Source organism: Streptosporangium sp. NPDC000509 (genome assembly GCF_042898365.1).
In the GTDB taxonomy this organism is placed as follows: Bacteria; Actinomycetota; Actinomycetes; order Streptosporangiales; family Streptosporangiaceae; genus Streptosporangium.
In genome coordinates this window covers 25,882-39,498 of the sequence record NZ_JBIAYX010000020.1, presented here as the reverse complement: position 1 = coordinate 39,498, position 13,617 = coordinate 25,882, and the positions used below count along the sequence as shown (strand labels likewise).

Sequence of the window (13,617 nt, the reverse complement as noted above, 5' to 3'; positions counted from 1 at the left end):
CACGCCCCCCACCGGCGCCGACCAGCTGGTCGGGGGTGAAGGGACGCACGATCAGCGACCGCGCCGACAGCACCGGCTCTCCCGCCAGGTCCACCGCCGTCAGCGAGACCGAGTCGGCACCCGTCCTGGTCAACCGGACCCGCAGCAGCGCCGCCCCGCCCGCGTGCAGGCTCACCTCACCCCAGGAGAACGGCAGCCAACCTCCCTCGACCACGTCGAGACCTGCGAAGCTCACCGCGTGCAGCGCCGCGTCCAGCAACGCCGGATGCACCCCGAACGAACCCGCGCTCGAGGTCGCCTGCTCCGGCAGGGCGACCTCAGCGAAGATCTCCCCATCGCGCTGCCACGCGGACCGCAGCCCCTGGAACACCGGACCGTAGCCCAGCCCCCGAGTGGCCAGTTCGTCGTACAGCCCGTCCAGCTCGATCGCCGTCGCACCCTGCGGGGGCCACACGGACGCGTCGAACGGCACGGCGGCCCGTCCGCCCGTGGCGAGCGTGCCGGTGGCGTGCCGCACCCACGGCACATCGTCGACGGCCGACGCCGACCGGGAATAGACGTTCACCGCACGTCGGCCACTCTCCTCCGGCGCACCCACCGCGATCTGCACCACGACCGCGTCATCCTCGCCCAGCACCAGCGGCGCCGCCAGCGTCAGCTCCTCCACCACGTCACAGTCGACCTGGTCACCGGCCCGCACCGCCAGCTCAAGGAAACCGGTACCCGGGAAGATCACCATCCCGGCCACCGTGTGATCGGCGAGCCACGGATGCGACGAGAGCGACAGACGGCCGGTCAGCACCACCCCGTTGGAGTCGGCCAGGCCCATCGCCGCGCCCAGCAGCGGATGATCCGTCGCGGCCAGTCCCGCCGCGGCCACATTCCCCGCACCGGAACCGGTGCTCTCGGGCCAGAACCACTGGTGCTGGAAGGCGTACGTCGGCAGATCCACCCGGCGGCCACCGGGCAACACCTGCAGCCAGTCCACCGTCACACCACGGACGAACAGCTCGGCCGCCGAGACCAGCACCCGCTCCAGGCCGCCCTCATCGCGGCGCAACGTCCCGGCGATCACGGTGGTGGCGTCGGTCTCGTCCACACACTCACCGATACCGACCGTCAGCACCGGATGCGGACTCACCTCGACGAACACCCGATACCGCTGCTCCAGCAACTGCTCGACCGCCGGAGCGAAGCCCACCGTGCGCCGCAGATTCTCACACCAATACCCGGCCTCCAGCTCCGGACCCTCCAGCCACTGACCGGTCACCGTCGACAGCATCGGCACCCGCACCGAACCCGGGCTCACCCCCGCCAGCACCCCGGCCAGCTCTTCGGCGATCAGATCGACCTGCGCCGAATGCGAGGCGTAATCCACCGCGATCCGCCGCACCCGCACCCCCTCAGTGGAAAGACTCTCGATCATCTTCTCCACGGCTTGAACCTCACCGGCCACCACCACCGAGTTCGGGCCGTTCACCGCCGCCACCGAGACCCCCTCGACCAAAGCGGCCTCGACCCGCTCGACCGGCAGCGCCACCGACGCCATCGCCCCACGCCCAGCAAGCCGCTCACCGATCAACCGGCTCCGCAACGCCACCACCCGGGCGCCATCCGACAACGACAACCCGCCGGCCACCACCGCCGCCGCGATCTCCCCCTGCGAATGCCCCACCACCGCATCCGCACGAACCCCCAACGACTCCCACACCGCCGCCAACGACACCATCACCGCGAACGACACCGGCTGCACCACATCCACCCGATCCAGCGACGGAGCACCCTCCACCTGCCGCACCACATCCAGCAGAGACCACTCCACGAACGGCTCCAACGCCGCCGCACATTCGGCCATCCGAGCCGCGAACACCCCCGACTCCTCCAACAGAGCCGCACCCATCCCCACCCACTGCGCCCCCTGACCCGGGAACACCCACACCGACTTCCCCACCACATCAGCCACACCCTCGACCACACCACCGGGCACCGACTCACCCGAAGCCACCGCACCCAATCCCGCCAGCAACCCCTCACGACCGGCACCGACCACCACCGCACGGTGCTCGAACACCGACCGCGACGCCACCAGCGAGAACGCCACGTCGGTCAGCGCGGCGTCGCGACCCTGCAGGTGCGAGACCAGCCGCCCCGCCTGAGCCCGCAGCGCCCCACCCGTACGACCCGACACCACCAGCGGAACCGCGGGCGGCTCCGCCTCCGCACCGGGCAGCACGCCACCGTCCTGCTGACGGGCCACCGTCGCGGCCTCGGGCTGCTCGATGATCACGTGCGCGTTGGTGCCGCTGATCCCGAACGACGACACACCCGCCCGACGCGGACGACCCGTCTGAGGCCACTCGACCTGCTCGGTCAGCAGCTCCACCGCACCCGAGGCCCAGTCCACGTGCGACGACGGCTCGTCCACGTGCAGCGTCCGAGGCAGCACACCGTGCCGCATCGCCATGATCATCTTGATCACACCGGCCGCACCCGCCGCCGCCTGGGTGTGACCCAGGTTCGACTTGATCGACCCCAGCAGCAGCGGACGGTCCTCGTCCCGGTCCTTGCCGTAGGTGGCGAGCAGTGCCTGGGCCTCGATCGGGTCACCCAGAACGGTGCCGGTCCCGTGGCCCTCGACCGCGTCCACCTCGTTCGGCGACAACCTCGCCCCGGCGAGCGCCTGACGGATGACGCGCCGCTGCGAGGGACCGTTCGGCGCCGTCAACCCGTTCGACGCGCCGTCCTGGTTCACCGCCGACCCACGCACCACCGCCAGCACCTCGTGGCCGTTGCGGCGGGCGTCCGACAGCCGCTCCAGCACCAGCATGCCCACACCCTCGGACCAGCCCGCGCCGTCGGCCGCGTCCGAGTAGGACTTGCACCTCCCGTCGCCGGCGAGGCCGCCCTGACCGGTGAAGTCGATGAACGGGCTGGGGGTGGCCATCACGGTCACGCCGCCGGCCAGCGCCAGCGAGCAGTCACCGCCGCGCAGCGCCTGCGCGGCCAGGTGCAGCGCGACCAGCGACGACGAACACGCGGTGTCCACCGTCACCGCCGGGCCCTCCAGGCCCAGCGTGTAGGAGATGCGGCCGGTCGCGACGCTGCCCGCGGTGCCGGTGCCCATGAAGCCCACCACGTCCGCCGGGAACGGCATGCTGGTCGCGTAGTCGTGGTACATGACCCCGGCGAACACGCCGGTACGGCTGCCGCGCAGCGAGGTCGGGTCGATCCCGGTCCGCTCGATCGCCTCCCAGGTGGTCTCCAGCAGCAGCCGCTGCTGCGGGTCCATCGCGAGCGCCTCACGCGGTGAGATCCCGAAGAAGCCGGGATCGAACTCTCCCGCCTCGTGCAGGAAGCCGCCCGCCTCCACGTAGTTCACGGCCCGGCTCTCGGTGCTCCCCTCCAGAGAGCCGCGGCTCCAGCCGCGCGTCGTCGGGAAGGGGGTGATCGCGTCCCCGCCCTCGCTGACCAGTCGCCACAGGTCCTCCGGCGAGGTGACCCCGCCCGGGTAGCGGCATGCCATGCCCACGATCACGATCGGGTCGTCCGCGACCGGCACCACCGACGCGGGGATGACCACGTCGGCGTCCTCACCGAGCAGTTCGGACAGCAGGAACTCCGCCAGCGTGGCTGGCGTCGGGTAGTCGAACACCAGGGTGGCCGGCAGGCGCAGCCCGCTCACCGTGTTCAGCCGGTTGCGCAGTTCGACGGCGGTGAGGGAGTCGAAGCCCAGCTCGCGGAACTCCCTGCGCACCTCCACGGTCTCCGGCGACGCGTGCCCGAGCACGACCGCCACCTCGGTACGCACCAGATCCAGCAGGACCTCGGTGCGCTCCGCCAGGCCCAGCGGGGCGAGCCGCTGCAGCAGCGTCGCGGCCACCACCGAGCCCGACGCCGCCGACCGGCGTCCACCCCGTACCAAACCGCGCAGCAGCGCCGGCACGTCACCCTGCGTCCGCAGCGACGGCAGGTGCAGCCGGACGGGAACCAGCACCGCCTGCTCAAGCGCGACGGCGGCCTCGAACAAGGCCAGACCCTGCTCCAGCGACAGCGACGGCATCCCCGCCCGCGCCATCCTGCGCATGTCGGTGTCGTCCAGCGTGCTGGTCATTCCGACGTCCTGGGTCCAGGCACCCCAGGCCAGCGAGAGCGCGGGCAGTCCCTCGGCCCGCCGGTGCTGGGCCAGCGCGTCCAGGAAGACGTTGGCTGCGGCGTAGTTGCCCTGTCCCGCGTTGCCCATCACCCCGGCCAGCGAGGAGAACAGCACGAACGCCGCCAGGTCCAGGCCCCGGGTCAGCTCGTGCAGGTGCCAGGCCGCGTCCACCTTCGGCCGCAGCACTCCTGCCAGCCGCTCCGGCGTGAGCGAGGTGATCATGCCGTCGTCCAGCACACCGGCGGTGTGGATCACCGCGGTCAACGGGTGCTCGGCCGGCACCTCGGCCAGCAGCGCCGCTACCGCATCCCGATCGGCCATGTCGCACGCCGCGATCGTGACCTCGACGCCGTGTGCGATCAGCTCGGCCCGCAGCTCCAGCGCGCCGGGCGCGTCCAGGCCCCGGCGGCTCGCCAGCAACAGGTGCCGCACCCCGCGTTCGGCCACCACGTGCCGCGCGAACTGCGCTCCCAGACCACCGGTACCACCGGTGATCAGCACCGTGCCGTCCGGGTCCCAGGGCTGTCCGGCCTCATCGGCCGGTGCCACCCGCGCCAGGCGCGGGACCCGCACCCCGCCCTCACGGACCGCCGCCTGCGGCTCGCCGGAGGCCAGCACTCCGGCCAGTACGGACGAGGACGGCTCGTCGTCGACGTCGACCAGGACGAAGCGGCCCGGGTCCTCCCACTGGGCCGACCGCACCAGCCCCCACACCGCGGCGGCCGCCAGGTCCGCGACGGTCTCGCCCTCGCTCGTCGTGACGGCGCCCCTGGTCACGAAGACCAGCCGGGAGCGGCGGCAGCGGTCGTCGGCCGACCATGCCTGCAGCAGGCCCAGCGCCGCGGCGGTCAACTCGTGAACCCCGGCGACCACGTCGCCCTGCTCGGTGGAACCGGCCGCGACGGTCACCGTCTCCGGGACGGTCTCCAACGCCGCCAGCGCCGCCGCCGGATCCGACGCCAGATCCAGGACGGGCTCGACCGGGTCGAGCCCGGTGCCGTCCTCCGTCGTCGTCTCGGACGACGCCGTCCAGGTCAGCTGGAACAGCGAGTCCCGGTACAGGTCGCCGCCGCCGACGGTCAGTTGGTCGGCCGCGACCGGTCGCAGCACCAGGGAACGCGCCGACAGCACCGGTTCCCCCGCGCCGTCCACCGCGATCACCGAGACCGCGTCACCACCGGTCCTGGCCACCCGCACCCGCAGCACCGACGCGCCACCGGCGTGCAGGCACACCTCACCCCAGGAGAACGGCATCCGGCCGCTCTCGGAGTCGTCCAGGCCGACGAAACTCACCGAGTGCAGCGCCGCGTCCAGCAGCGCGGGATGCACCCCGAACGAACCCGCACTCGACTGCGCCTGCTCGGGCAGGACGACCTCGGCGTACACCGCGCCGTCCGTGCCCCGCCAGGCCGCGCCCAGTCCCTGGAACACCGGCCCGTAGTGGAACCCGCCCGCGGCGAACCGGTCGTAGAGGTCGTCCAGCTGGATGGCCGTCGCGTCACGCGGCGGCCACACCGCCGCGTCGAAGCCGGCCGCGATGTCGGCGAGCGAGCGAGAGCGACCGTCGGCCACGGCCAGGACGCCGGTGGCGTGCCGCACCCACGGCTCGTCGTCGGCGGCCTCGGCCGGGCGGGCGTAAACGCTCAGGTTGCGGCGGCCGGACTCCGCCGCCGCGCCCACCCATACCTGCACCGCGACGGCTTCCCGCTCGCCCAGCATCAGCGGCGCGGTGAGGGTGAGCTCCTCGACCAGGTCGCAGCCGACCTGGTCACCGGCACGGATCGCCAGCTCGAGGAACCCGGTACCCGGGAAGATCACCGTTCCGGCCACCGCGTGGTCGGCCAGCCACGGATGCGTCCGCAGCGACAGCCTGCCGGTGAGCAGGACTCCGGCCGAGTCGGCCAGGCCGACCGCGGCGCCCAGCAGCGGGTGTCCCGCGGAGGCCAGGCCCGCCGCCGCCACGTTCCCCGGCTGGGAGCCGACCGCGTCGGGCCAGAACCGCTGACGCTGGAACGCGTACGTCGGCAGGTCGATCCGATGCCCGCCCCGGAGCACCGCCCGCCAGTCCACCGGTACGCCGCGCACGTGCAGCTCGGCCAGGGCCGTCATGATCGACGACTGCTCGTCGCGGTCGCCGCGGAGCACCGGCGCGAGTACCGCGTCGGCGCCGGAGAGCTGGGCGGGCGAGTCCTGGGCGGTGAGCTCGGCCAGGGTGTCGGCGGCCATCGCGGTGAGCACCCCGTCCGGCCCGAGTTCCACGTAGGCCGTGACCCCCTGCCGGTGCAGCGTGCGCACCCCGTCGGCGAAGCGCACCGCGCTCCGCACCTGCTCCACCCAGTAGTCCGGCGAGCACAGCCGCTCGGCCGTGGCCATCTCACCGGTCACCGTGGACACGATCGGAATCCGTGGCGCGCTGAAGGTCAGTGTCCGGGCCAGCGCGCGGAAGTCCTCCAGCATCGGGTCCATCAGCGGCGAGTGGAAGGCGTGCGACACCCGCAGCCGCCGGGTCTTGACCGCCCGCTTCTCCAGTGCGGCCACGACCTCGAGAACGGCCCGCTCATCCCCGGAGATCACCACGGACGCCGGGCCGTTCACGGCCGCGATCGACACCTCGGTCTCACGCCCGGTCAGCAGCTCGGCGATCTCCTCTTCCGAGGCGCGCACCGACACCATCGCCCCGCCGGCGGGCAGCGCCTGCATCAACCTGCCGCGCGCCGCCACCAGCGCGCAGGCGTCCGGCAGGGACAACACCCCGGCCACGTGCGCCGCGGTGATCTCGCCGATCGAGTGTCCCGCCATGATCTCGGGGCGGACTCCCCACGACTCGACGAGCCGGAACAGCGCCGTCTCCACCGCGAACAGCGCGGGCTGCGCCCACCCGGTCCGATCCAGCACCTCCGCCTCAGCCGACCCCGGCTCGGCGAACAGCACCTCACGCAACGACCCGTCCAGCAGCGGATCCAGCTCGGCGATCACCGCGTCCAGCGCCGCCGCGAACACCGGGAACCGGTCGTACAGCTCCCTGCCCATCCCGGCGCGCTGACTGCCCTGACCGGTGAACAGCACCGCAGGCTTCGATTCGGCCGTGGCCGACCCCCGCAGCACGCCCGCACCGGACCGGCCTTCCGCCAGTGCCCGCAGGCCGGCTCCCAGCCCTTCGAGGTCGGTGGCCAGCACGGCCGCCCGGTACTCGAACGCCGAGCGCGTGGTGGCCGTCGAGTACGCCACGTCGGCGAGACGCAGACCGGGCTCGTCGTCCACGTACGCCGTGAGCCGCTCGGCCTGTGCCCGCAGCGCCTCCGCCGACCGGCCGGAGACCAGGACCGGCACGGCGCCGTCCGGCGCGGGCGGGCGGTTCTGGGACTGCACGCCCTCGGACTGCGCGTCCTGCGCCTCCGGCCGTTCGATGATCACGTGCGCGTTGGTGCCGCTGATGCCGAACGACGACACCGCCGCCCGGCGGGGGTGGTCGGCCGAGGGCCACTCGGCCGGCTCGGTCAGCAGCTCTATCGCGCCCGAGGTCCAGTCCACGTGCGAGGACGGCTCGTCCACGTGCAACGTCCTGGGCAGCACGCCGTGCCGCATCGCCATGACCATCTTGATCACACCGGCCACGCCGGAGGCCGCCTGGGTGTGACCGATGTTCGACTTCAGTGATCCGAGCAGCAGCGGACGGTCCTCCGGCCGGTCCTGGCCGTAGGTGGCGAGCAGTGCCTGGGCCTCGATCGGGTCGCCCAGCGCGGTGCCCGTGCCGTGGCCCTCGACCGCGTCCACCTCGGCGGGGGTCAGGCCGGCACCGGCGAGTGCCTGGCGGATCACCCGCTGCTGCGAGGGGCCGTTCGGCGCGGTCAGACCGTTGGAGGCGCCGTCCTGGTTCACCGCGGAACCCCGCAGGACGGCCAGGACCTGGTGGCCGTTGCGCCGCGCGTCGGACAACCGCTCCAGGACCACCATGCCGACGCCCTCGGCCCAGCTGGTGCCGTCGGCGGCGTCGGAGTAGGACTTGCAGCGTCCGTCGGCGGCGAGCCCGCCCTGAGCGCTGAACTCCACGATCCCCATCGGCGTGGCCACCACGGTCACACCGCCGGCCAGTGCCAGCGAGCAGTCGCCCGAGCGCAGCGCCTGCGCCGCCATGTGCATCGCCACCAGCGACGACGAACACGCGGTGTCCACCGTCACCGCCGGACCCTCCAGGCCCAGCGTGTAGGACAGCCGGCCCGAGGTCACGCTTCCCGCCTGGCCCGTCACCATGAAACCGCGGGCCTCGTCCGACGGGATGTAGCCAGAACCGCTCGCGCCGACGTAGACACCGGTGTCGCTGCCCCGCAGCGACAGCGGGTCGATTCCGGCGCGTTCGAACGCCTCCCAGGTGGTTTCCAGCAGGACTCGCTGCTGCGGGTCCATCCCCAGGGCCTCACGCGGCGAGATGCCGAAGAACCCTGCGTCGAAGTCCGCGGCGTCGGACATGAAGCCGCCGTGGAAGTCCAGCTCGCCGTTCACCTGCCAGCCCCGGTCGACCGGCAGCGGGGAGATGGCGTCGCGCCCCTCGGTGACGAGCCGCCACAGATCCTCGGGAGAGCGCACCTCACCCGGATAGCGGCAGGCCATCGACACGATCACGATCGGGTCGTCGGCCACCGACGCGATCGCCGTCGGAACGACGACGTCACCGTGCTCACCCAGCAGTTCGGCCAGCAGGAACTCCGCCAGCACCACGGGGGTCGGGTAGTCGAACACCAGGGTGGCGGGCAGCCGCAGTCCGGTGGCCGCGTTGAGCCGGTTGCGCAGTTCGACGGCGGTGAGGGAGTCGAAGCCCAGCTCGCGGAACTCCCGCCGCACCTCCACCATCTGCGGAGAGTCGTGTCCCAGCGCCGTGGCGGCCTGGGCTCGGACCAGCTCGGTCACCAGCCGGCCGCGGTCGGCGGGGGGCAGCCCGGCCAGCTGCCGCAGCAGCGCCCCGTCCGCGCCCGACACCGGGGCCGCCGCCGTACGGCGGGTGCCCCGCACCAGCGAGCGCAGCAGCGGCGGCACCTCACCGAACGCCCGCAGCGCTGGCAGGTTGAGCCGGACCGGCGCGACCACCGGCGTGTCGCAGCCCAGGACCGCGTCGAACAGCGCCAGCCCCTCGGCGAAGGAGAAGAGCTGGAATCCCGCGGCCGTCAGCCGGCGGAGGTCCGTCTCGGAGAGCTCTCCGGCCATGCCTGCGTCCGCCGCCCACGGTCCCCACACCAGGGACAGGCCCGCCATGCCCTGGGCCCGGCGGTGCTGGGCGAGGGCGTCCAGGTAGGCGTTGGCCGCCGCGTAACCGCCCAGTCCCGCGCCGCCGACCAGCCCGGCCATCGAGGAGTACATGACGAAGGCGGTCAGGTCGAGGTCCCGGGTGAGCTCGTGCAGGTGCCAGGCGCCGTCGACCTTGGGCCCGAACACGTTGGCCAGCCGCCGCGCGTCCAGTGACGGGATCATGCCGTCGTCACGGACGCCCGCGGTGTGGACGACCGCGGTGAGCGGGTGCTCCGCCGGCACGCCGGCGAGCAGTTCCGCCACCTGGTCACGGTCGGCCAGGTCGCAGGCGACGACGGTGACCTCGACCCCGTGCGCGATCAGCTCCGCCTGCAACTCCACCGCGCCCGGAGCGTCCAGCCCTCTTCTGCTGGTCAGCAGCAGGTGCCGGACCCCGTGCTCGGCCACCAGATGCCGGGCCAGGTTGCTTCCCAGACCACCCGTACCACCCGTGATCAGAACGGTGCCTTCGAGGTCCGGCCGCCGCGCGCCGTCCTCCCCCGGGGTCAGGCGGACCAGCCGGGGAACGCGGACCACGTGTTCACGGATCGCCATCTGGGGCTCGCCGCAGGCCAGCGCCTCGGGCAGCGCCGACAGCCCGGTCTCCCGCTCGTCCACGTCGACCAGTACGAAGCGTCCGGGATTCTCGGCCTGCGCGACACGTACGAGGCCCCAGACCGCGGCCGCCGCCGGATCCGTGACGATCTCGTCTTCCCCGCCGTCGACCGCACCTCGGGTGACCAGCACCAACCTCGACTCGCTGAACCGGTCGTCGGCCAGCCACTGCCTCAGCAGCTCCAGCACCCGGCCGGTCAGCTCCCGTGCCGCCGGCGCCCCGGCCGCCTCGGCGGGCGAGCCGATCTCGACGGTCACGACGTCCGGCACCCGGTCCAGTGCCCCGGGCTCGGCCTGACCCGGCTCGGCCCAGCGCAGCTCGCTCAGCTCCGGACGGCCCGGTTCCGACCAGTCCAGCTCGACACAGTCCAGGCCGGCCACCGCGTCCGTCGGAGAGACGACCGTGGGCGCGACCACCCACTCCAGGGTGAACAGCGCGTCCCGCTCCGGTCCCTGGCCGCCGGAGGCGAGCATCTGGTCCGCGGACACCGGCCGGAACACCAGCGACTCCGCTGTCAGCACCGGCGCGCCCTCGGCGTCCACCGCCGCCAGCGACACCGAACCGCCTCCGGTCTTGACCAGTCGCACCCGCAACGCCGAAGCGCCGTTGGCGTGCAGGCAGACGCCGCTCCAGGAGAACAGCAGCCGCCCCTGGCCCGGCTCCGTCAGATTCATGAACGAGGCGGGCTGCAACGCCGCGTCCAGCAGCGCGGGATGCAGGCCGAACAGACCGACGTCGCCGACCTCCTCCGGCACCTCGACCTCGGCGAAGATCTCCCCGTCGCGCTGCCAGGCCGCCCGCAGTCCCTTGAAGGTGGGTCCGTAGACCACGCCGCCCTCGGCCAGATCGTCGTACAGCCCGTCCAGCGCGATGGGCGCCGCGCCCTCGGGCGGCCAGACGGCCGTGTCGAACCGCGCCGTACGCGCTCCGACCCCCAGCACACCGGCCGCGTGCCGTACCCAGGGCTGGTCCGGCGCGTCGGCGAGCCGCGCGTAGATCGCGATGTTCCTGCGGCCCGTCTCGTCGGACGCGCTCACCACCACCTGGACGGCGACGGCGCCGTCCCGGGTGAGCACCAGCGGGGCGGCCAGGGTGAGCTCCTCCACCCGGTCGCAGCCGACCTGGTCCGCCGCCCTGATCGCCAACTCGAGGAAGCCGGTGCCGGCGAACAGCGCCGTGTCGGCCACCGCGTGGTCGGCGAGCCAGGGATGCGCACGCACCGACATCAGGCCGGTGAGCAGCGCGCCGTCGGAGTCGGCGAGCCCGACCGCGGCGCCCAGCAGCGGATGCCCGGCCGCGACGAGGCCGAGCCCTCGGGCGTCGGCGATCCGCACCCCGCTCGGCCAGTAACGCCGATGCTGGAAGGCGTAGGTCGGCAGGTCGACCCGCCGGCCGCCGGTCAGCACCTGCTGCCAGTCCACCGTCACGCCGCGCACGAACAGCTCGGCCGCCGAGACCAGCACCCGGTCCAGGCCGCCCTCGTCGCGGCGCAGCGTCCCGGCGACCACCGCGGCCACTCCCGCCGCGTCCACGGCCTGCTCGATTCCCAGCGTCAGCAGCGGGTGCGGGCCGACCTCGACGAACACCCGGTACCGCTCTTCCAGCAGCCGCTCGACCGCCGGGGCGAACTCCACCGTCCGCCGCACGTTCTCGTACCAGTAGCCGGCGTCCAGCTCCGTGCCGTCCAGCCACCGCCCGGTCGCCGTCGACAGCATCGCCACCCGCGCCGCCCGCGGCGCCACCTCCGCCAGGTCCGCCAGCAGGTCGTCACGGAACCGCTCGACCTGGGGCGAGTGCGCGGCGAAGTCCGCGCCGGCCAGCTGCCAGCGCATGACGCCTCCGGCCGACAGGCGCCGCTCCAGCACCCGCATGGCCTCCCCGTCGCCGGCGACGGTGACCACCCTGGGCCCGTTGACCGCGGCGATCGAGATCCGGTCCAGCAGGCCGTCCTCGGCGAGCGCCGCACGCACCTGCTCCACCGGCGCCATCACCGACAGCATCACCCCGTGCCCGGACAGCCGCTCGGCGATCAGGCGGCTGCGCAGCGCCACCACCCGGGCGCCGTCCTGCAACGACAGGCCACCGGCCACCACCGCCGCCGCGATCTCGCCCTGCGAATGGCCCATCACCGCGTCCGGGTGAACCCCCAGCGACTCCCACACCGCCGCCAGCGAGACCATCACCGCGAACGAGACCGGCTGGACCACATCCGCCCGCTCCAGTGACGGGGCGCCCTCGCTCTGCCGGACCACGTCCAGCAGCGACCAGTCCACGAACGGCTCCAACGCCGCCGCGCACTCGGCCATCCGCGCCGCGAACACCGCCGACTCCTCCAGCAGGGCGGCGCCCATGCCCGCCCACTGCGCCCCCTGACCGGGGAACACCCACACCGTCAGGCCGTTCACATCCGCCGAGCCGCGCACCACGCCCGCCGTGGAGTCTCCGGAGACGACCGCCGCCAGCCCTGCCAGCAACTCCTCCCGGTCGCCCCCGACCACCACCGCGCGGTGGTCGAACATCGACCGCGACGACACCAGCGACGAGCCCACGTCCACCGGGTCGAGCTCGCCCCTGGCCCGAACGTGCGCCGCCAACCGCCCGGCCTGCGCCCGTACCGCGTCGGCCGTACGAGCCGAGATCACCCAGGGCAGTACGCCGCCCGCCGGTCCGGCGGGCTCCTCGGCCGCCGGCTCCGCCGCCTCGGGTCCCTGCTCCAGGATCATGTGGGCGTTGGTGCCGCTGATGCCGAACGACGACACCGCCGCCCGGCGGGGGTGACCGTTCCGCGGCCACTCGACCGGCTCGGTCAGCAGCTCCACCGCGCCCGAGGCCCAGTCCACGTGCGAGGACGGCTCGTCCACGTGCAGCGTCCGGGGCAGCATGCCGTGCCGCAGGGCCATCACCATCTTGATGACACCTGCGACGCCCGCGGCGGCCTGGGTGTGACCGATGTTCGACTTCACCGACCCCAGCAGCAGCGGCCGATCCTCCGGCCGGTCCTGACCGTACGTCGCCAGCAGCGCCTGCGCCTCGATCGGGTCGCCCAGGGCGGTGCCGGTGCCGTGCGCCTCGACCGCGTCCACCTCGTCGGCGGACAGCCCGGCGACGGCCAGGGCCTTGCGGATCACCCGCCGCTGCGAGGGGCCGTTCGGCGCGGTCAGGCCGTTGGACGCGCCGTCCTGGTTGATCGCCGACCCGCGAACGATCGCGAGCACCTGGTGGCCGTTGCGCTGGGCGTCCGACAGCCGCTCCAGCATCACCAGACCGACGCCCTCGGACCATCCGATGCCGTTCGCCGAGTCGGAGAACGCCTTGCAGCGGGCGTCCGGTGCGAGGCCGCCCTGCTCACCGAGCTCTCCGAACGCCGCGAGCGTCGATATGACGGTGACGCCACCGGCCACCGCGAGCGAGCACTCCCCGTTGCGCAGGGCCTGTGCCGCCATGTGGATGGTCACCAGCGACGACGAACACGCCGTGTCCACCGTCACCGCCGGACCCTCCAGGCCCAGGGTGTAGGAGATCCGGCCGGAGGCCACACTGGCCAGCTGCCCGGTCATGATGTGACCGC

1 protein-coding gene (only partly in view) is annotated in these 13,617 nt (G+C 73.2%); it reads right to left on the bottom strand.

This entire window lies inside a single protein-coding gene on the bottom strand: locus ACFY3D_RS31845, encoding an SDR family NAD(P)-dependent oxidoreductase. The 50,595-nt coding sequence extends 23,966 nt beyond the window's left edge and 13,012 nt beyond its right edge, so the window shows coding positions 13,013-26,629 (codon 4,338, partial, through codon 8,877, partial); the first complete codon in reading order (the gene reads right to left) occupies positions 13,613-13,615. Both the start codon and the stop codon lie outside the window.